Genomic DNA, 20,531 nt, shown 5'->3' on the forward strand with positions numbered 1-20,531 from the left:
ACGTAGAACGGCACACAAACGCTGTCCGCTCCGGCACTGAACACCGGGCGGTTCCCGCGCTGTACTCGTCCTCGGCCGCCGATCCCGGCGGCCTGTCATCCGACAGAGGGGAACTCATGAGTACGACACGGGGGACCGAGAGGCGCTCCAGGGCCACTGTCCTGCGCAGGCACGGGGTGCGCGCGCTGACGGCAGGGGCGGCGCTGGCGGCCGCGCTGATCGCCGTCGCCGGGCCCGCCCACGCCACCACCAACGTGAGCGTGTCGGGCGCGGTGCTGCAGATCACCTCGGGAGGCGTGTCCGACGACCTCCTGGTCTCGCAGGTGGGCGGCCGGCTGGTCGTCCGGAACAACGGCGACCTGGTCATCCCGGCCGCGCCGTGCGTGGCGGTGGCCAAGAACGAGGCGGTCTGCCCGGCCGCGGGCATCACCACCATCTCGGCGAACACGGCGGCCGGCGACGACACGCTGCGCAACCGGACCACGCTGCGGTCGAGGGTCGTCCTCGGGCCGGGCGCGGACATGTTCATCGGCGGGCTGGACACGGACATGGCCTCCGGCGACGACGGCGACGACCGGCTCGCCGGGCTGGCGGGGAACGACGTCCTGCTCGGCGGCGCCGGCACGGACAGCGCCAACGGCGGTGACGGCGTCGACAAGTGCGACGCCGAGATCCTGACCGACTGCGAGTAGATCGACCGCCTGGGTGCTCCCCGGCAGGCCACGCGTGCCCGCCGGGGAGCACCACGGGTTTCAGCAGCTGACGTAGGCGGAGGACGGCTGACCGCGGTACGGGTTCGCCTCGTTGAACCGGTTAGTCCAGGAGGCGTGAGAGCGTTTGCGGGCCACGTCTCGAAAGCGTCACGACTCTTGACGGGGTGGACACGCGGAATTTACGTTCGCGGTACTTATCCGGTTCAGCAGATTGACGTAGTGAACGGTCACCGGGCGGGAGCCTGTCTTTGTGTCAGGTCTGGGAGCGCTCCCAGGAGGTGTCGGCCGGAGCCGGTCCATCGGGGTGTCTGACATACGTGCGTACCTTCGCGCCGCGGGGCGCGGAGGAAGGAGAGAAGCGATGCGTAACCGGGCTCGGATCCTGATCCCGCTCGTGGCGGCGGGCCTGCTCGCCTCGGCCTGCACCGGCGGCGGGTCCACGCCGACCCCGCCGGCCTCACAGCCGCAGAGCCAGGGCGCGGTGGCCAGCGCCAACCCCGACCAGCTGCCGCGCAACGAGACGATCTACACCACCGGCACCCAGTGGGGCCCGCCGGCCAACTTCAACCCGATCAGGGAATGGGACTCGGCCGTCGGCACCAAGGGCCTGGTGTACGAGACGCTCTTCCACTACGACACCACCGCGGCCAAGCTCAAGCCGTGGCTGGCCGAGAGCGGCGCGTGGGCCGACGACACCACCTTCGAGCTCAAGCTCCGCCCGGGGATCAAGTGGTCGGACGGCCAGCCCTTCACCGCCAAGGACGTCGTCTTCTCCTTCGAGCTCGGCAAGATGGAGACCATCCCGTACCACCACCTGTGGGAGTGGCTGAAGTCGGTCGAGGCCACCGACGACCAGACCGTGAAGTTCACCTTCTCCAAGGCCAACTACCAGCAGTGGGACTTCAACCTGTACAGCCGCTCGATCGTCCCCGAGCACATCTGGAAGGGCCGCTCCGAGAAGGAGGTGCTCGACGGGATCAACGAGAACCCGGTGGGCACGGGCGCGTACAAGTTCATGAGCAAGGACCAGGACCGCGTGGTCCTGCAGCGCCGTGACGACTGGTGGGGCAAGACGGCCCTGAGCATGGAGCCCAAGCCGCGCTACATCGTCGACATCGCCACCCCGAGCAACGAGGTCGCGATGGGCATGCTGCTGCAGAAGGGGCTGGACCTCAGCAACAACTTCCTGCCCGGCGTCGCCAACCTGGTCAAGGGCAACTTCGGCCTGACGACCTACTACAACGAGCCCCCGTACATGCTGTCGGCCAACACCGCCTGGCTGGTGCCCAACACGACGAAGAAGCCGATGGACGACCCGGCCTTCCGCAAGGCGCTGGCCGCCTCCGTCGACGTCAAGAAGATCGTCGAAGGTGTGTACGGCAACCTCGTCAAGGCCGCCAGCCCGACCGGCCTGCTGCCGCAGTGGGACAAGTTCGTGGACCAGAGCGTGGTCTCGGCCTCGGGCTTCACGTTCGACGCGGCCAAGGCCAAGAAGCTGCTGGCCGACGCCGGGTACAAGGACGGCGACGGCGACGGGTACGTGGAGAACAAGGACGGCTCGAAGGTCAGCCTGACCCTCATCGTGCCCTCGGGCTGGACCGACTGGATGGAGTCGGCCAGGTCGATCGCCGCCAGCGCCAAGACCGCGGGCATCCAGATCACGCCCGACTTCCCCGACTTCAACGCGCTGGTCGAGAGGCGCGCCAAGGGCGACTTCGACCTGCTCATCAACAACGAGCGGCAGCTCTCGAACTCCCCGTACACCTACTACGAGTACATGTTCCAGCTGCCCGTCCAGAAGCAGCAGAACACCGTCAACTTCGCCCGCTACAAGAACGACAAGGCCTGGGACCTCGTCCAGCAGCTCGACCAGGTCAAGACCGACGACACCGCCGGCATGCAGAAGATCATCTCCCAGCTCCAGCAGATCCATCTGGACGACATGCCGGTCATCCCGCTCTGGTACAACGGCCTGTGGGCGCAGTCCAGCACGCAGGTGTGGAAGAACTGGCCGGCCGCGGCCGGCAGCGCGCCCAAGACCGGCGCCGTGATGTGGCGCAACTGGCTCGAACTGGGCGGTTTCGAGACGCTCACCCAGTTGCAGCCCTCGGGCTCGTAACGATCCGACCGGACGAACCCCTGTCCCTCCGCCCCCGGAACGCCGCAGGGGGCGGAGGGTCCTTCCCGGAGAGAATCACGTGCGTCGATATTTCGGCAGAAAACTGCTCATCTACGGATTGACCTTCTTCGTCGCCGTCACGGTCAACTGGATGATCCCGCGCTTCATGCCGGGCGACCCGGTGGCCAGCATGATCGCGCGGGCCAACGTCACCAACGCCCAGGCCGTCGAGGCCATGCGGGCCTACTACAACAACCTGTTCGGCCTCGACCAGCCGCTGTGGCAGCAGTACGTCAACTTCTGGGGCGCGCTGTTCCGGGGGGACTTCGGGATCAGCATCTGGCTGTTCCCGACCCCGGTGAGCGACGTGATCACGCGGGCGGTGCCGTACACGCTGGCGCTGATCGTCCCGTCGGTGCTGCTGAGCTGGGTGGTGGGCAACCAGTTCGGCGCGTACGCCGCCCGCCGCAAGCTGCTCGACAACACCGTGCTCCCGGTGGGCTACGTGCTGACGGCGATGCCGTACATGTGGCTGGCCGTGCTCCTGGCCTGGGGGTTCGGCGTGATCCTCGGATGGTTCCCGGTGGCCGGCGGCTACAGCTTCTCGATGCGGCCCAACTGGTCGTGGACGTTCCTGCTCGACCTGCTGCACCACTGGACGCTGCCGTTCCTGTCGCTCTTCCTGGTGGCGCTGGGCGGCTGGGCCATCGGCATGCGCAACATGATCATCTATGAGCTGGAGTCAGACTACTCCAACTACCTGGCCGCGCTCGGCGCGCCCAGCAGGCTCATCCGCAGGTACGCCTTCCGCAACGCCGTCCTGCCCCAGATCACCGGGCTGGCCCTGCAGCTGGGCGTCCTGGTGGCCGGGGCGCTGGTCACCGAGATCGTCTTCGCCTATCCGGGCCTGGGCAGCCTGATCCTCAAGGCCATCCAGAACAAGGACTTCTTCCTTCTCCAGGGCACGTTCCTGTTCATCGTGCTCGGCGTGCTGATCGCCAACTTCATCATCGACATCGTCTACGTCGTGGTCGATCCGCGGACCAGGGCGGGAATGGCGGGTGCGCAGGCATGACCGAGCTTGTCGAGGTCATCAATAGACACAGCACCTTGGTCATGAGTCCGACGAAGGAGGCCTCATGACCGCTCTACAGGAAGTGGAGCCACGCGAGCGGGCCGGGGTGCGCCGTGAGGCGCTCTACTTCGCGGTGCGCAACGGCAAGCTGGTCACCGGGTTCGGCATCGTGCTCACGCTGCTGGTGCTCGGCCTGGTCGGGCCGCTGCTGACCGGCGGCACCCCCAACGAGTACGGCCCCCGCCCCATGAGCCCGCCCTCGGCCGAGAACTGGTTCGGCACCACCACGTTCGGCCAGGACGTCTTCCTCCAGTTCGTGCACGGCCTGCGCAGCACGTTCGTGGTCGGGGTGATCGGCGGCGGCATCGCGGCCGTCATCGGCATGCTCGTCGGCTTCGTGGCCGGCTACCGGGGCGGCGTGGTGGACGAGATCCTCAACATGCTGACCAACGTCATCCTGGTCATCCCCACCCTGGCCGTGCTGCTGATCATCAACGCGTACCTGGGCATCCGCAGCGTGGCGGTGCAGGGCCTGTTCATCGGGCTGACGCAGTGGCCGTGGGCGGCGCGGGCGATCCGGGCGCAGACGTTCTCGCTGCGCACGCGCGAGTTCGTGGACCTGGCCAGGATGAGCGGCGCCGGTACCGGCAAGATCATCGCCCGCGAGGTCGCGCCGAACATGAGCTCCTACCTGTTCATGACGTTCATCCTGCTGTTCGGCGGCTCGGTGCTCATCGCCTCCTCGCTGGACTTCATCGGCCTCGGTCCCACCGACGGGGTCTCGCTCGGCCTGATGTTGCAGAACGCCAGCCAGTGGAGCGCCCTCCAGCTCGGCATGTGGTGGTGGTTCGTGCCGCCGGGGGCGGCCATCACCGCCATCGTGGGCGCCCTGTACGTGGCCAACGTCGGGCTCGACGAGGTCTTCAACCCGAAACTGAGGGAGACATGAGTCTGCAGGTCAGCGAGCTGCGGGTGCACTACAGGACGCTCAAGGGCGACGTGCGCGCGCTCGACGGCATGTCCTTCGAAATGCGCGACGGCGAGATCCTCGGCCTGGTCGGCGAGTCGGGCTGCGGCAAGAGCACCCTGGGCAAGTCCCTGATCCGCATGGACAGCCGCATGCGCCGCGTGGGCGGCACGGTCGTGCTCGACGGCCACGAGCTGCCCATCGACGACGACCGCAGGATGAACGACTTCCGCTTCCGCGAGGTCTCCCTCATCCCCCAGTACGCCATGAGCGCGCTCAACCCCACTCGCAAGATCCGCAGAATGGTCACCGAGCTCCTCAGATCGAGGGGCGCGACCCTCGACGCCGCCGAGCTCGGACGCCGGATGGACCAGGTCGGCCTGCCCCGCGAGGTGCTCGACCGCTACCCGATCGAGCTGTCGGGCGGCATGAAGCAGCGCATGGTGATGGTCATCTCCACCCTGCTGGACCCGTCCCTGCTGATCGCGGACGAGGTCACCTCCGCGCTCGACGTCTCCACCCAGAAGGCCGTCGCCCGCGCCCTGCTCGGCTTCCGCGACAGCGGCTACGTGAAGAGCATGATCTTCGTCACGCACGACCTCGCCCTCACCCACCACATCGCCGACACGATCATGGTCATGTACGCCGGCCGGCTGGCCGAGAAGGCCCCCGCCGACGTGATCGTCAAGGCGCCGCGGCACCCGTACACCCGGCTGCTGCTCGACTCCCTGCCCGCGGTCGGCGTCCGCTACGCCGACCGCAGGCTCGAAGGCATCGCCGGCAGCCCGCCGTCGCTGCTGAACCCGCCCATTGGCTGCCGCTTCCGCGACCGCTGCCCGATCGCGGGCGAGGAGTGCGCCGAGGACCCGCCCGTGGCCGAGCTCGCCCCCGGCCACCACGTAGCCTGCTGGAAGGCCTGATGCTGAGACTCGACGACGTCACCAAGGAATTCAGGGTCGGCGCCTTCGGCGGCAAGAGCGTCGCGGCCGTGCGGGGGGTGAGCTTCGAGGTCGTCCCCGGCGAGGTCGTCTCGCTGATCGGCGAGAGCGGCAGCGGCAAGAGCACGATCGGCCGGATGATCCTCGGCCTGAACCCGGTCACCAGCGGCTCGATCACCTTCGACGGCCTGCCGGTACGGGCGGGCAAGGCGTACTACCGGCACGTCCAGGGCATCTTCCAGGACCCGTTCAGCTCCTTCAACCCGGTGTTCAAGGCCGACCGGGTGTTCGCCATGATCAGGGAGGCGTACTATCCGGCCGTGCCCGAGGCCCAATGGGCCGACCGGGTGGCCACCTCCCTGCGCGACGTGCGGCTCAGCCCCGACCAGGTGCTCGGCAAGTACCCCCACCAGCTCAGCGGCGGGCAGCTCCAGCGGCTGCTCATCGCCCGCGCGCTGCTGCTGGACCTGAAGCTGCTGGTGGCCGACGAGATCACCAGCATGCTCGACGCCTCCACCCGCATCGACGTGCTCAACCTGCTGGCCGAGCTCAAGGGCAGGGGGCTGAGCGTCCTCTACATCACGCACGACCTGTCCCTGGGCAACTACCTCGCCGAGCGCACGGTGGTGCTGCGCAAGGGGAGCGTGGTGGAGATGGGGCTGACCGATCGGGTCTTCGGGGATCCGCTGCACCCGTACACGCGCGAGCTGCTGTCGGCCGTGCCGCGCCTGCACGAGGCGTGGGACGATGCCCTGCCGGTGGAGACCTGCCTGTACCACGAGCGAGGGGCGTCCGGCGGCCTGGTGGAGGCCGAACCCGGCCACTTCGTGGCCTGCGCCCGGCTCGCGACCTGCTGAGGAGATCTTCTTGACGTACCACCCGCTGCACGCCGGCTGGAGCCTGTCCTCCGACGGGTCCTCCCACGAGCTCGACGGCGTCCCGGCGACGGTGCCCGGCTGCGTGCACACCGACCTGCTCGCCGCCGGGCTCATCGACGACCCCTACCTGGACGGCAACGAGCACCGCCTGTCCTGGATCGGCCGTACGGACTGGATTTACCGCACCACCTTCACCTGGTCGCCCGACGAGCACGAGCGCACCGACCTGGTGTGCGAGGGGCTGGACACGGTCGCCACCCTCACCCTCAACGGAACCCGGCTCGGCGACACCGCCAACCAGCACCGCTCCTACCGCTTCCCCGTCCGTCACCTGCTGCGCGAGGGCGACAACGAGCTCGTGGTGCGCTTCGGCTCGGCCTACGCCTACGCCGAGGAGCGGCGGGCGGCGCTCGGGGAGCGGCCCGGCGCCTACGACGAGCCCTACCCCTTCATCCGCAAGATGGCCTGCAACTTCGGCTGGGACTGGGGCCCGAACGTGGTGACGGCCGGCATCTGGCGGCCGATCGGGCTGGAGAGCTGGAGCCGCGCCCGCCTGGCGGAGGTGCGTCCGATCGCGCGCGCCGACGGCACGGTGGAGGTGAGCGTCCGCGTCGAGCGGACGACGGAGGAGCCGCTCGACCTGACCGCCGAGGTCGCGGGCGTCACCGCGGAACAGCGCGTCGAGGGCCGGGCCGCCGTGCTCGCGCTCCAGGTGCCCGGCGCCGGCCTGTGGTGGCCGCGCGGCTACGGCGACCAGCCGCTCTACGACCTGACCGTGCGGCTCGGCGCGCAGGAGTGGCGCGGCCGGATCGGGTTCAGGGACGTCGAGCTGGACCGGGAGGCGTTCAGGCTCAAGGTCAACGGCGTGCCGGTGTTCGTCAGGGGCGTCAACTGGATCCCCGACGACTGCTTCCCCTCGCGGATCACCCGGGAGCGGCTGGCCGAGCGGTTCGGGCAGGCCACCGCCGCCGGGGTGAACCTGCTGCGGGTCTGGGGCGGCGGCCGGTACGAGAGCGAGGACTTCTACGACCTGGCCGACGAGCTCGGCCTGCTGGTGTGGCAGGACTTCCCGTTCGCCTGCGCCGCCTACCCGGAGGAGGAGCCGTTCCGCTCCGAGGTCGAGGCCGAGGCCAGGCAGAACGTCGCCAGGCTCGCCCCGCACCCGAGCCTGGTCCTGTGGTGCGGCAACAACGAGAACCTGGAGGGCCACGCCGACTGGGGCTGGCAGGACCGGCTCGAAGGGCGCAGCTGGGGCGCGGGCTTCTACCACGACTTGCTCCCGTCGATCGTGGCCGAGCTGGACCCCACGCGGCCCTACTGGCCGGGCAGCCCCTACTCCGGCGGGCCCCTCCTGCCCCCGAACGACCCCGCCAGTGGCACGATCCACATCTGGGATGTCTGGAACCGCGAGGACTACCGCCACTACGCCGCCTACCGGCCGAGGTTCGTGGCCGAGTTCGGCTTCCAGGGGCCGCCCGCGTACGCCACGCTGCGCCGGGGCTCCTCCGACGAGCCGCTCACGCCGGACTCCTCCCACCAGAAGGCGGTGGACGGGCAGGCCAAGCTGCTGCGCGGCCTGGGCGACCACCTGCCGCAGCCGGGGACGTTCGACGACTGGCACTACCTGACCCAGCTCAACCAGGCCCGCGCGATGGCGTTCGGGATCGAGCGGTTCCGCTCGCTGATGCCGTACTGCATGGGCACGATCGTCTGGCAGCTCAACGACTGCTGGCCGGTCACCTCGTGGTCGGCCATCGACGGCGACGGGCGGCGCAAGCCCCTGTGGTACGCGCTGCGCCGCGTCTACGCCGACCGGCTGCTCACCGTGCAGGACGGCGCGGCGGTGCTGGTCAACGACGCCGCCGAGCCCTGGTCGGGCGAGCTGCACCTGGTGCGGCAGGGCCTCGACGGCCGGCCGCTGGCCAAGGAGGTCGTCGCGGTGCACGCCGCGCCCAGGTCGGTGCTCCGGGTGGCGCTGCCGCCGTCCGTGGCCGGGCCCGACGATCCGGCGCGCGAGCTGCTCGTGGCCCGGCTGGGCGGCGAGCGCGTGGTCGGCGGCTACGCCGAGGACACCGCCGTGGCCTACCCCGAGGCCGCCTACGACGCGCACACCGAGCGGACCCCCGGCGGCTACCGGGTGACGGTCACCGCCGCCACCGTGCTGCGCGAGCTGGCGCTCTTCCCCGACCGGCTCGACCCCGCCGCGAGCGTGGACGAGCAGCTTGTCACGCTGCTGCCGGGCGAGAGCGCGGTCTTCGAGGTGACGACCGGGCGCGAGCTGGACACCCGGGCCCTGACCGCCTTCCCCGTGCTGCGCTGCGTGAACGAGGTGGTCAGATCCTGAACTCCTCGGTGCGGTGCGCGTAGGCGGGCAGCGCGGCCCGCATCTCGTCGGTGATCACCGGCGGGGGCAGCGGGACGATCTCCCGCTCGTGGAAGTCGTGCACGGGCTCGCCCTCGTCGAACAGCTCGCGGACCGCGCCCAGGCATGGGCCGACGACGCCGGGGTCGGTGATCCGCCTGCCGCCTCGGCCCCCGCCGTACCGGTCGTACAGGACCTCGTACATCAGGGACGGAGAGAAGATCACCAGCTCCGGCACGGGCTCGAAGGCCGCCACGCGCGCGGCGGGCACCACCCGGCAGGGTGAGCCCGCCGCCGCGCGCAACGCCAGGATGTGCATCTCCCACTGCAGGTACGCGGTGATCGGGAACTCGACCACCCGCACCCGCCTGACCGGGTGGCGGCGGCGGAAGTAGTCGGCCAGGGGCGCCGACATGCGCCGGGTCAGGGCCAGCGAGCCGGCCCAGTCGCCGTCCATCATGGCCCGCCAGCTGGCCACGTCGGGCTCGTAGAAGCTCTGCGCGCGCTCCAGCTTCCACATCGGCTCCGCGCAGGCGGCGTGGTCGCGCTCGAAACCGGCCTGGTACTCCGGCACGTCCAGGACGACGCCGTCAGCGCCCGCGACGGCGGCGAACGGGTTCGTGAGACGGACCGGAGTGCCCTGCTCGGTCATGCGTCGTTCCCCTTCGCTCTGAAGACCCGCCCAGATCATCAATTGAGCCCTTGACCGGGTCAAGGCCCAAAACGATCTGGCCGGGCCGTCAGCCGCGGTAGTGGAAGCGCCGGTGCACCAGGCTGAAGATCATGGCCCCCACCCACACCACGAACAGCACCTTGAAGATGCCGAAGCCGAAGATCAGGGCGAGGATCATGAACACGAACAGCACCGGCAGGAACGGGTGCGGCCCCCGGTGCCGGCGCCCCATCTGCCCCCGCCGGCCCGCCCAGGCCGCGCGGTGCATCTCCCGCTGGGCGTGCCGCATGGCCTGGATCTGGTGCCGCTGGGCGTGCATCGCCGCCCGCCAGTCGCCCACCTCGTAAGGGGAGGCGGGCTCGCGGTAGGCGGGTTGCTGCCCGGGCAGGTCGACGGTGACCTGGGCGAGGTCGCCGGCCGTCTTGGCGGCCAGCGTCCGGTCGAGTCGCTCGTCGAGCTCCTCGTGGGTCAGGCGGCCCTGCGCGAAGTGCTCGCGCAGGTCGGCCATCGTCTGCTCCCGCTCGGCGTCGCCGATGCGGAGGTCGTTACGGTCCATGCCGGTCCTCGCTCTCCCCGGACTCGTCACTCCTCGCCCGGGTCGCCGTCGGCCAGGATCTGGTAGAGCTTGCGCCGGGTCTCAACCAGAGTCTTACGCGCTTCGCGGATTTGTGCGTCGTTTCCGGTCTGAAGAACCTGCATCATGGCGAATGCCGACTGTCGGGCGATATGCCAGAGATCGGCGGTGTTGTCATCGATGTCCGGGCGCATCTCGTCCCACGGGGCGCGGACCTCGTCCGCGTGGGCCTCGATGTAGTTGCGGCCTTCCTCGGTGAGACGGAAGGTCTTGCGCCCCTCGTTCTCCTCCGCGACCACCAGGCCCTCGTCGGTGAGCTGCTGCAGCGCCGGGTAGACGGCGCCCGGGCTGGGCTTCCAGCCGCCCTCGCTGCGCTCGGCGATCTCCTGGATGACCTGGTAGCCGTTGCGCGGCTCCTCGGCGAGCAGGGCCAGGATCGCGGCGCGTACGTCGCCCCGCTTGGCCTTGCGCGGGCGGCCGCCCCAGCCGCGGTGGCCGCCGCCCCACGGCCCGCCCGGGCCGCCGAACGGGCCGCTGCGCCCGAAGTCGAACGGGAACGGGCCGGGCCCGCCCCTCCTGCCGCGCAGCCGCCGCTCGTCCGGGCCGCCGCCGCCCCCGCCGGGCCCGCCACCGCGACCTCGGTGGCCTCCCATGTGCTCGAACGCGTCGGCCATGGCGTGGAACGCCTCGCGGGCCGCGCGCCGGTAGTCGTGTGCGCCGGGCCAGGGCCCGCTCGCTGCGATGTGATGAGTCATCTTCTACTCCTATATCGTGATCTATTCTCGATGCGTCAAAGATATATCGATAGTGTGTCGTTAGCAAGACCGGTGTGGGAGTGAGCCAGATCACGAAAAAGTTGCGGAATCCGGGAACAGGATTGGGGAGGACGTCGTTATTCACAGCAGACGAGGTCGTTCCGCGTCGGCAGGGCTGGGGGGTGCTGTCGCCGCGGAGACGACCTCGTCTGCGTTTGCGGGCAGTTTGCGGGCACCTCCGCCCGGCGTGACGTCTCCGCCCGGCATGGCTCGCCGCGTAAAGGACTTCTTTGCCGTACAGTCCCGATCATGATGGGGCACACGCACGCGATGACAGGGGCCATCGCCTGGCTGGGGCTGGCTCCGCCCCTGGCCGCACTGCCGTTGATGAACGAGTCCTCCCGGTTCGTCGACACCGGGATCATGGCCACCGCGCTCAGTCCCGCCGAACTGGTCGCCGGGGCCGTCATCTGCGCGGGGGCCGCGATGCTGCCCGACCTCGACCACCCGAGCGCGACGATCGCGCAGACGTTCGGGCCCGTCACCTGGGCGCTCAGCAAGGCCGTCGCCTGGCTCAGCGGCGGGCACCGCGGGGCGACGCATTCACTGGTGTTCGCGGTGGCGCTCGGGTTCGGGGCGCACTGGCTGGCCGGCACCTATCCGATCGGGCGCGACATCATGGTCGTGCTGCTCATCGGGCTCGCCCTGCGGGCCATCGGCGTCGGGATCCCGGGGAACAAGATGGGTTCCGCCATGGTCAACATCGGGCTGACCGCCGGCCTGTACGCCGTCTTCCTCTCCCTCGGCGTGGGCTACGCCTGGCTGGGGCTGGCGGTGGGGATCGGCTGCCTCATGCACGTGGTCGGGGACTGCATGACCGAACGGGGATGCCCCGTGTTGTGGCCGCTGGGGGCCAAGTTCGTGCTGCCGTGGAAGATCGGCATCAAGACGGGCAGGAAGTTCGAGCAGAAGATCCTGGCCCCGATCCTCTCCGTGGCGATCGTCGGCCTGCTGTTCTGGCGGCTGGCTCCGGTTTAACTTGATGTCGAGATATCCTAGGGATATCTTGACGTCGAGACATCCGCCGCGGCCTGCGAGTTAGGGTCACCTAACGTGCTGTGCGTTCCCGCAGTGCGGCAGGATTCTGTCTGAACACCTGTCTATGGAGGAGGCGAATCACCGTGTCCGCGAACAGCTTCGGCAGCCGTGACACGCTACGCGTCGGCGACGCGTCATACGAGATCTTCCGGCTGGATGCCGTCGAGGGCGCCGCACGCCTCCCGTACAGCCTGAAGATCCTGCTGGAAAACCTCCTTCGCACCGAGGACGGCGCCAACATCACCGCCGACCACATCCGTGCGCTGGGCGGCTGGGACCCGAACGCGGCGCCGAGCGTGGAGATCCAGTTCACGCCCGCCCGCGTCATCATGCAGGACTTCACCGGCGTGCCGTGCGTGGTCGACCTGGCCACCATGCGCGAGGCCGTACGCGACCTCGGCGGCGACGCCTCCCGGATCAACCCGCTCGCGCCGGCCGAGATGGTCATCGACCACTCGGTCATCGTCGACTACTTCGGCCACCCCGACGCCTTCCAGCGCAACGTCGAGCGCGAATACGAGCGCAACCGCGAGCGCTACCAGTTCCTGCGCTGGGGCCAGACGGCCTTCGACGAGTTCAAGGTCGTCCCGCCCGGCACCGGCATCGTCCACCAGGTCAACATCGAGCACCTGGCCCGCGTGGTGATGATCCGCGACGGCAAGGCCTACCCCGACACCTGCGTCGGCACCGACTCCCACACCACCATGGAGAACGGCATCGGCGTCCTGGGCTGGGGCGTCGGCGGCATCGAGGCCGAGGCCGCGATGCTCGGCCAGCCGATCTCCATGCTCATCCCGCGGGTGGTCGGCTTCAAGCTCAACGGCAAGCTGCCCGCCGGGGCCACCGCCACCGACCTGGTTCTGACGATCACCGAGATCCTGCGCAAGCACGGCGTGGTCGGCAAGTTCGTGGAGTTCTACGGCGAGGGCGTTTCCTCCGTGCCGCTGGCCGACCGGGCCACGATTGGCAACATGAGCCCCGAGTTCGGCTCCACCTGCGCGATCTTCCCGATCGACGGCCAGACCATCGACTACCTGCGCCTGACCGGCCGCTCCGAGGAGCAGATCGCCCTCGTCGAGGCGTACGCCAAGACCCAGGGCCTCTGGCTCGACCCCGCCGCGGACGAGCCGGTGTTCTCCGAGTACATCGAGCTCGACCTCGGCACCGTCGTCCCGTCGATCGCCGGCCCCAAGCGCCCGCAGGACCGCATCGCCCTGTCGGCGGCCAAGGCCACCTGGCGCCACGACGTGCAGAACTACGTGGCCGACGACGTGGACGAGGCGGGCGAGGAGACCTTCCCGGCCTCCGACGCGCCCGCCTCCAACGCCAGCGCCAACGGCGGCCGGCCGCACAAGCCGGTGCCCGTCACGCTGGCCGACGGCACCTCGTTCGAGATCGACCACGGCATCGTCTCCATCGCCGCGATCACCTCGTGCACCAACACCTCCAACCCGTACGTCATGATCGGCGCGGCCCTGCTGGCCCGCAACGCCGTCGAGAAGGGCCTGACCCGCAAGCCGTGGGTCAAGACCTCGCTGGCGCCGGGCTCCCAGGTGGTCACCGGCTACTTCGAGCGCTCGGGCCTGCAGCCCTACCTCGACAAGATCGGCTTCAACCTCGTCGGCTACGGGTGCACCACCTGCATCGGCAACTCGGGCCCGCTGCTGCCCGAGATCTCCGACGCCATCCAGGCCAACGACCTCGCGGTCACCGCCGTGCTGTCCGGCAACCGCAACTTCGAGGGCCGCATCAACCCCGACGTCAAGATGAACTACCTGGCCTCGCCGCCGCTCGTGGTGGCGTACGCGCTGGCCGGGACCATGGACCTCGACCTCGACACCGAGCCGCTCGGCCTCGGCAACGACGGCAAGCCGGTCTACCTGCGCGACATCTGGCCGTCGCCGGAGGAGATCTCGTCGGTGGTCAACTCCTCGATCGGCCGTGACATGTTCGAGCGCGACTACGCCGACGTGTTCAAGGGCGACGACCACTGGCGCACGCTGCCGATCCCCACGGGCGACACGTTCGAGTGGGACCCGTCCTCGACCTACGTGCGCAAGGCCCCCTACTTCGACGGCATGCCGTCGAAGCCCGAGCCCGTGACCGACATCTCCGGCGCCCGCGTGCTGGTCAAGGTCGGCGACTCGGTCACCACCGACCACATCTCGCCGGCCGGCTCCATCAAGACCGGCACCCCGGCGGCGCAATACCTGCGGGCCAACGGGGTCGAGGTCAAGGACTTCAACTCCTACGGCTCCAGGCGCGGCAACCACGAGGTGATGATCCGGGGCACGTTCGCCAACATCCGCCTGCGCAACCAGATCGCGCCGGGCACCGAGGGCGGCTACACCCGCGACTTCACCCAGCCGGACGGGCCGGTGTCGTTCATCTACGACGCCTCCGTCAACTACGCCGCGGCCGGCACGCCTCTGGTGGTGCTGGCGGGCAAGGAATACGGCTCCGGCTCCTCGCGTGACTGGGCGGCCAAGGGCACGGCGCTGCTGGGCGTCCGCGCCGTGATCGCGGAGTCCTACGAGCGCATCCACCGCTCCAACCTGATCGGCATGGGCGTGCTGCCGCTGCAGTTCCCCGAGGGCGCCACGGCGCTGACGCTGGGCCTGACGGGCGAGGAGACGTTCGACATCACGGGCGTCGAGGAGCTCAACCAGGGCGGCATCCCGAGCACGGTGCACGTCAAGGCCGGCGAGGTGGAGTTCGACGCGGTCGTCCGCATCGACACGCCGGGCGAGGCCGACTACTACCGGCACGGTGGCATCATGCAGTACGTGCTGCGCTCGCTGCTCGCGAAGTGACTTCCCGTGCCCGCGCCCGGTCATGAGCCGGGCGGGGGCCGGGGAACCCTTGGCCGTCGAGCCGGGGGTTGGGCGCGATCCTCACGCGCCCGCATCGGGGGAACCACCCGACACCCGGAGAGCCGCTCCGCGGGAAACCCCCGCGGGGCGGCTTTCGTCTCTCACGAAACCCTGGAAGCGGGTGCCGACCAGGTGTCGCAGGCCGCCGGGGACCCGGTCGTCAGGCCGCGCCTGAACCAGTAGGCCCGGCCGGCGCCCGTGCCGTGGCTGCGCCGCCCGTCGGCGTCGCCGTTGGCGCGGATCGCCTCGTACAGGGCCGACCAGTCGCGCTCGGTACGGGCGAGGGAGGAGCGCACGCTGCCCATGAACACCCCGGCCAGGCAGTCGGCCTGCAACTCGAAGCGGCGCTGCAACCGCGTGCGGCGGGTGGGGGCGGCGGCGCGGTAGCGGGCCTCGTAGGCACGGCGGAGGCCGGTGAGGGTCTGCAGGTGGTGGGCGTACTCGTGGGCGGCGACCTTGAACGGGTAGAGGTCGGTGCGGTCGTCGATCCAGCGGCCGGTGAGCGTGAACTCCAGCGACCGGTCGCCGTGGCAGTAGAAGGCGTCGACGTCGGCGAGCCGCATCCCGCAGACGGTGCCCTGGGGCTCCTCGTGGAAGTGGACCGCGGGCTCCTTGAACCGGACCCCGGTACGGGCGAAATAGGCCCTCCATGACTTGTCCAGACATTTCACGACTGTCTGGAGGTACTCGCGATGACGCGGGATCCCGCCCGAGCTCAGCGGCGTCTCGGGACACGAGGTGACGGCCGGCTTCCCGGCCGCCTTGGGGAACGGGTCGCCGCCGGGGGACAGGCAGGCGGTCGTGAGGAGGAGGACCGCGACGGTGAGGGGTGAGGAGGGCACGGTCGGCAGCCTAGGCCAGTGAGGTGGCGATCAGATCATGCGCCTCAGCACGGTGACCACTTCGGTGACCACCTCTCCCGGAACGCTGCCGACGAAGAAGTCGAACCGGTCGGGGGAGATGGCGCGGACCTGCTCCGTCATCGCCCAACTCGTCTTGGCCAACCCGGTCGCGTCGCGGTCGACGCGAATGTGGGTGATGTATCCGCGTTCGCGGGTGGTCAGCGGCACGGCCAGGACGAGATCCAGCCGTGACTGGTTGAACCGGTCGTTGCTGATGATCAATGCCGGGCGGTCGAAACCCTGCTCGCGACCGGTCGGCCGGTCGAACCGGGTGAACCAGATATCTCCTTGTGCCAGCTTCACTCTCTCTCCTCGGGAAATGTGATCAGGCCCGCCCACTCGGGTGCCACCCGGCGGGTGCGCGGACGGGTCCCCAGGACGAGCTCGCGTTCGGCCAGATAATCGGCCCACGCCTCGGGGTCCTCGCGCTGGGTTCGCTCGATCTGATCGTCGACGGTTTGCCAGAAGAGCTTCTGCTCGTAGTCGGCGATGGCTTCGTTGAGCACCTCGGTCATGGTGCGGCCCTCCTGCCGGGCGATCTGGGCCAGTCGGTCTCTGGTCACGACACTGACGCGGATCGTCGTCGCCTTGTGCTTCGTGCTCATACTTCCGAGGCTACGTCCGCGTCATCCGGAACACTACAGCGCGCCGGTCACTCTTGTGGGATGAATGGCAACGCAGAGTAAAGATGGTTGACTCTCCTGCATGACTAGTACGGCATTGGTGCTGATTGTTGGCGGTTTGGCGGTCTTCGTGGGCGCGATCGTCCAGGGTGGCGTGGGTTTCGGGCTCGGGCTGGTCGCGGCGCCCGTGCTCACCATGCTGGGCCCCGACCTCATGCCCGGCGCGATCCAGGTCGTCAACATGATCCTGCCGCTGTTCACGCTGGCCGTCGAATGGCGGAAGGTGGACTGGCGCGGGCTCGGGTTCGCGGTCCTCGGGAGGCTGCCCGGGAGCGCCATCGGTGCAGTCATCGTTGTCTACGTTTCCATATACGCGAGAGGCATCTTCGTGGCGGTCATGGTGCTGGTCGCCGTGGCGCTGACGGCCAGGGCGATCAGCGTGCCGCGCAACGGGTACACGATCACCACGGCCGGTTTCGTGTCCGGGATCACCGGCACCGCCACCGGCATCGGCGGGCCGCCCGTCGCGCTCGTCTACCAGAACGCCAAGGGGCCGCAGATCAGGGCCACGCTGGCGATGTTCTTCTTCCTCAGCGCGGCCCAGTCGCTGGCCATCCTGGCGTTCGTGGACGAGTTGCCCTCCCAGGCGCTGCTGGTCGGGGCGGTACTGATCGTGCCGATGGTGCTCGGGTTCCTGGTGTCGGGGCCGCTGCGGCGCTATCTCGACGGGGGCAAGGTGCGGATCGCGGTGCTGGCGGTGGCGGCGGCCTCGGCTGTGGGGCTGATCGTGCAGAACATCCTCACCTCGATGGGGGCGTGAGGCCCGGTGCGGTGTGCGGCCCGCACCGGGGGGTCAGCTCACCGGGGTGTTCATGTCGGTCTGGATCTGGGCCGCGGTGAGGGCTCGGGAGTAGATGCGCACCTCGTCGATCCGGCCGCTGAAGACCTGGTTGAGCAGGCCGTTGCCGCCGATCCTGAGCGAGCCGCCGTCCGTTCTGACCGCTCCGGTGATCGCCCGCTGGGCGACCTGCGTGCCGTTGACGTACAACCGCAGCGTCGCCCCGTCGTACGTCGCCGCCAGGTGCGACCAGGCGTTGACCGGGAGCGCGGCCGCGCCGGGCAGGTCGGCGGCGGCGGTGGTGTGCACGCGGACGTGCGGGCGCTGGTCGGTGGCGCCGGCGGACAGGGCGTAGGCCAGGCCGCCCGAGTGCCGTTTCATGACGACCGTGCGCCAGCCGCTGACGCTCGACGGGCGTACCCAGGCCTCCAGCGTCATGCCCCCGGTCAGCCGCAGCCCGGCTGAGTCGGGCACGTTGACCCAGCTGTAGAGGCCGTTGAACGACAGCGCCGGGCCGTACCTGCCGCCCGTCGTCCAGCTCGTGCCGCTGGTGGCACCGTTGTTGCCGTTGCCGGAGGAGTCGGCGACCGTGCCGCCCGAGCCCTCGTTCATGCCGTACGCGGCGACCAGGCCGGTGGGCGCCGGCACCAGCGTGTACGCGGCCGTGTACGTCGTCCCCGTCGCGGGTGCGACCACCTGGTGCGAGGCGGCCCCGCCGTCGGACCACGACGCGAAGGCGTAGCTCTGACCCCCGGCGCTCTGCGGCGAGGGCGCCGAGACCGAGTTGCCCGACCCGGCGATCACCGTGCGGGTGAACGGCGTGGCCACCTGCTCGCTGTTGAAGCCGAGCCGCAGGCCGGACGGTGACGAGGCGAAGGTCAGGTTCACGGTCCTGGGCTGCAGCAGCACGCTCTCGGTGTCGGTCAGCCCGTGCGCGTCGGTGACGGTCAGGCGCAGCTCCAGGTGCGCGGGATAGTCGTGGTCGGGCGCCTGGAAGGAGCCGCTCGCGCCGGTGAACGTGGTGATCTCGTGCTCGTGGCAGGTGCTGGGGCAGTGGTGCAGCACGAGCGCCCAGCGCATGCGCGCGGCGGGGACGGCGCCGTCCTGGGCGTCGCTCCCGCTCCCGGAGAACGCGATCGACTGCCCGACCGCCCAGGTGGTGGCGGCCGTCGGCGCGTTGACGGCGGCGGTGGGCGCGGTGTTGGCCACGTTGATCGTCACGGTGGCGTCCCCTTGGCCGCCGCGGTCGTCGATCACCCGCAGCCGCACCACCGGGGAGCCGGGCTGGGTGTAGGTGAAAGACGGGTTGGCGGAGGCGGAGTCGTCGAGTTCGCCGTCGCCGTCCAGGTCCCAGGCGTACGTGAGGGGGTCGCCGTCGGCGTCGCCGGAGCGGGTGGCGGAGAAGCTCACGGTGAGCGGGGCCTCGCCGGAGGCGGGCGTGGCGTCGATGACGGCGGTGGGCGGGGCGTTGTCGTAGAGGTAGCGGACGATCCGGCCGCCGGTGTAGTCGACCGCGAACAGGTCGCCGCCCGGGCCGGTCTCCAGCTCCACGGCGGGGATGCCGGAGTCGAAGTTCGCCACCGTGGCCGGGTCGGGCAGGCCGTTCGCGCCCCTGGTCATCACCCACACGCACGAGCGGCTGTAGTCGGAGAAGAACAGCGCGCCGTCGTAGGCGGCCGGGTAGCGGCCGCCCTCGTAGAAGGCCACGCCGCTGGAGGACGAGCCGCCGGTCGGGCAGGGGTCGTTCGCGGCGGGCCTGGAGCTGTGGTGCCAGGCGAAGTAGGGGGCGGCGTGCGCGGCGGCGCCGGCGGTGTACAGGCTCTCGCAGAGGGTCAGGTCGAGGTTGTCGTAGCCGGCCTGGCGGGTCACGCCCTCGTAGCAGGGCCAGCCGAAGTTGGGCACCGCGGTGGTGGGCGAGGCGATCCGGTTGACCTCCTCGTGCGTGCTCCAGCCCACTTCGCCGGACCAGATCTCGGACGTGCCGGGCCGGTTGGTGATCCGGAACGGGTTGCGCAGGCCGTGGGCGACGATCCTGGCCACGTTGGGGTCGGAGCTGCTCCCGTTGGGGTTGCCGGCGGCGGCCGCCCCGGTGCCGGGGTCGACCCGGATGACCGTTCCGGCCAGCCCTGCCGGGTCGGCGCCGGTGCGTACGTCCTGTGAGCGCAGCGCGCCGCCCTCCGCGGCCGGCGGGGTGAGCGCCGTCCCGACCGGCGAGGGCGGGTCGCCGCAGGGGTTGTCCGGGGTGACGTCCGAGGCGGGCAGGTTGTCCTGGCCGTAGTCGGCGAAGTTGAAGCTGGCGCCGTCGCCGCCGGAGGCGTACAGGGCGCCGTCGGGGCCGAACTGGAGGTCGCCGACGGAGTGGCTGGGGTGCTGCTGGCACCAGTCGGTGATCAGCGGCGTCTCCGCGCCGGAGGGGGAGATGACCGACAGGCGGCCGGTGACGAGGCAGCCGTCACCGGTGGCGCCGGGCGGGGTGGGGCAGGGGTCGTCCGTGCCGCCGGGGGTGCCCCAGCGTGGCGCGGTGCCGCCGGGGACGGCGTCGTGGGCGTACAGGACGTACAGCCGGGGGTCGGCCGGGAAGTCCGGATGCAGCGCCAGGCCGAGCAGGCCGCGGTCCCAGAAGTTGTGCACCTGGGTGCGCAGGTCGGCGTACACGCTCGGGGTGGTGTCGGCGAGCGAGTCGAAGACCTTGATCAGCCCGCTCTTCTCGGCCACGAAGACCCGGCCGTCGGGGGAGAACTCGAGGTTGGAGGGGTGGTTCAGGCCGCTGAAGACGGTCTGTCTCTGGAACGACGCCGGTAACGCCCCGGCGGGCGGTGCCAGACCGGCGACCAGCCCGGTGGTGACGATCAGCATCGAGGTCAGGGCGCTGCAGAGCCGCTTCACGGATACCCCCAGTGAGCTCACCAGCCCGCACCGCAGGATGGCCTCATCGAGGTATCGCAGGCGGGCGGGCGGTCTGTCACGGGTCGTGTCCACAATCGGACGGCACGTGTCCGATCTTTGACACCGTGGGCGGGGGCACGGGGACGCGCGAGGATGGACCTCCCGGACCCGGTGTGCGGACGGGCCTGCCGAGTGCTGCGTATGGGCAGGGCCATGCCCGTGTGCGGACGGACCTGCCGGGTCCTGCGTACGGGCAG

Annotated in this window: 17 protein-coding genes; 10 read left to right on the forward strand and 7 right to left on the reverse strand. The window is 70.0% G+C overall.

Annotated features, from left to right (window positions below; genetic code table 11):
• The first annotated feature begins 116 nt into the window (after positions 1-116).
• The 7 genes from AB0J69_RS09920 (at position 117) to AB0J69_RS09950 (ending at position 9,034) form a co-directional block, all read left to right on the forward strand.
• Positions 117-692, forward strand: a complete 576-nt coding sequence (locus AB0J69_RS09920; protein ID WP_364114870.1) for a hypothetical protein — start codon at positions 117-119, stop codon at positions 690-692.
• 382 nt (positions 693-1,074) lie between these two features.
• Positions 1,075-2,832: an ABC transporter substrate-binding protein gene (locus tag AB0J69_RS09925; RefSeq protein ID WP_364114872.1), complete on the forward strand. Its 1,758-nt coding sequence runs from the start codon at positions 1,075-1,077 to the stop codon at positions 2,830-2,832.
• A 79-nt stretch (positions 2,833-2,911) separates the two neighbouring features.
• A complete protein-coding gene (locus AB0J69_RS09930; protein ID WP_364114874.1) occupies positions 2,912-3,907 on the forward strand; it encodes an ABC transporter permease in 996 nt (331 codons plus the stop codon).
• A gap of 64 nt (positions 3,908-3,971) precedes the next feature.
• Complete coding sequence (locus AB0J69_RS09935) at positions 3,972-4,856, forward strand: ABC transporter permease (RefSeq protein ID WP_364114876.1); 885 nt, start codon at positions 3,972-3,974, stop codon at positions 4,854-4,856.
• Positions 4,853-5,794 carry an ABC transporter ATP-binding protein gene (locus tag AB0J69_RS09940; protein ID WP_364114878.1) on the forward strand — a complete coding sequence of 314 codons (942 nt, stop codon included), beginning with the start codon at positions 4,853-4,855 and terminating at the stop codon, positions 5,792-5,794. The genes AB0J69_RS09935 and AB0J69_RS09940 overlap by 4 nt, the downstream gene beginning before the upstream one ends.
• On the forward strand, positions 5,794-6,669 hold the full coding sequence (locus tag AB0J69_RS09945) for an ATP-binding cassette domain-containing protein (RefSeq protein WP_364114880.1): 876 nt from the start codon (positions 5,794-5,796) through the stop codon (positions 6,667-6,669). The genes AB0J69_RS09940 and AB0J69_RS09945 overlap by 1 nt, the downstream gene beginning before the upstream one ends.
• Positions 6,670-6,679: 10 nt before the next feature.
• Complete coding sequence (locus AB0J69_RS09950; protein ID WP_364114882.1) at positions 6,680-9,034, forward strand: glycoside hydrolase family 2 protein; 2,355 nt, start codon at positions 6,680-6,682, stop codon at positions 9,032-9,034.
• On the opposite strand, the gene AB0J69_RS09955 is transcribed toward AB0J69_RS09950, so the two are convergent.
• From AB0J69_RS09955 to AB0J69_RS09965, 3 genes are all read right to left on the reverse strand, one after another.
• The gene (locus AB0J69_RS09955) at positions 9,024-9,704 is read right to left on the reverse strand and encodes a DUF6879 family protein (RefSeq protein WP_364114884.1); all 681 of its coding nucleotides are present in this window, start codon (positions 9,702-9,704) and stop codon (positions 9,024-9,026) included. The genes AB0J69_RS09950 and AB0J69_RS09955 overlap by 11 nt on opposite strands.
• Positions 9,705-9,792: 88 nt before the next feature.
• On the reverse strand, positions 9,793-10,281 hold the full coding sequence (locus tag AB0J69_RS09960) for a DUF1707 domain-containing protein (RefSeq protein ID WP_364114886.1): 489 nt from the start codon (positions 10,279-10,281) through the stop codon (positions 9,793-9,795).
• A 26-nt stretch (positions 10,282-10,307) separates the two neighbouring features.
• Positions 10,308-11,054 carry a PadR family transcriptional regulator gene (locus AB0J69_RS09965; protein ID WP_364114888.1) on the reverse strand — a complete coding sequence of 249 codons (747 nt, stop codon included), beginning with the start codon at positions 11,052-11,054 and terminating at the stop codon, positions 10,308-10,310.
• Between the two features lie 309 nt (positions 11,055-11,363).
• On the opposite strand from AB0J69_RS09965, the gene AB0J69_RS09970 reads away from it, so the two are divergent.
• Both AB0J69_RS09970 and acnA read left to right on the forward strand, forming a co-directional pair.
• Positions 11,364-12,092, forward strand: coding sequence for a metal-dependent hydrolase (locus AB0J69_RS09970; protein ID WP_364114890.1), 729 nt, complete (start codon positions 11,364-11,366; stop codon positions 12,090-12,092).
• 143 nt (positions 12,093-12,235) lie between these two features.
• Positions 12,236-14,965, forward strand: coding sequence for an aconitate hydratase AcnA (acnA, locus tag AB0J69_RS09975; RefSeq protein WP_364114892.1), 2,730 nt, complete (start codon positions 12,236-12,238; stop codon positions 14,963-14,965).
• 161 nt (positions 14,966-15,126) lie between these two features.
• Here the strand turns inward: acnA and AB0J69_RS09980 are convergent, their stop codons facing one another.
• The 3 genes from AB0J69_RS09980 to AB0J69_RS09990 are packed head-to-tail and all read right to left on the reverse strand — an operon-like array spanning position 15,127 to position 16,532.
• Complete coding sequence (locus tag AB0J69_RS09980; RefSeq protein WP_364114894.1) at positions 15,127-15,867, reverse strand: neutral zinc metallopeptidase; 741 nt, start codon at positions 15,865-15,867, stop codon at positions 15,127-15,129.
• A 30-nt stretch (positions 15,868-15,897) separates the two neighbouring features.
• Positions 15,898-16,230, reverse strand: a complete 333-nt coding sequence (locus AB0J69_RS09985; RefSeq protein ID WP_364114896.1) for a type II toxin-antitoxin system PemK/MazF family toxin — start codon at positions 16,228-16,230, stop codon at positions 15,898-15,900.
• Positions 16,227-16,532 (reverse strand): hypothetical protein, encoded by a 306-nt coding sequence (locus AB0J69_RS09990; RefSeq protein WP_364114898.1) that lies wholly within the window; start codon positions 16,530-16,532, stop codon positions 16,227-16,229. The genes AB0J69_RS09985 and AB0J69_RS09990 overlap by 4 nt, the downstream gene beginning before the upstream one ends.
• Positions 16,533-16,668: 136 nt before the next feature.
• Here AB0J69_RS09990 and AB0J69_RS09995 point away from each other — a divergent pair, with 136 nt between their 5' ends.
• Positions 16,669-17,370, forward strand: a complete 702-nt coding sequence (locus tag AB0J69_RS09995; protein ID WP_364114900.1) for a sulfite exporter TauE/SafE family protein — start codon at positions 16,669-16,671, stop codon at positions 17,368-17,370.
• Positions 17,371-17,403: 33 nt separating this feature from the next.
• Here the strand turns inward: AB0J69_RS09995 and AB0J69_RS10000 are convergent, their stop codons facing one another.
• Positions 17,404-20,274 (reverse strand): LamG-like jellyroll fold domain-containing protein, encoded by a 2,871-nt coding sequence (locus tag AB0J69_RS10000; RefSeq protein WP_364114902.1) that lies wholly within the window; start codon positions 20,272-20,274, stop codon positions 17,404-17,406.
• Positions 20,275-20,531: the final 257 nt, after the last annotated feature.

Origin of the sequence: Nonomuraea sp. NPDC049709 (genome assembly GCF_040674815.1) — a bacterium.
GTDB lineage: Bacteria > Actinomycetota > Actinomycetes > Streptosporangiales > Streptosporangiaceae > Nonomuraea.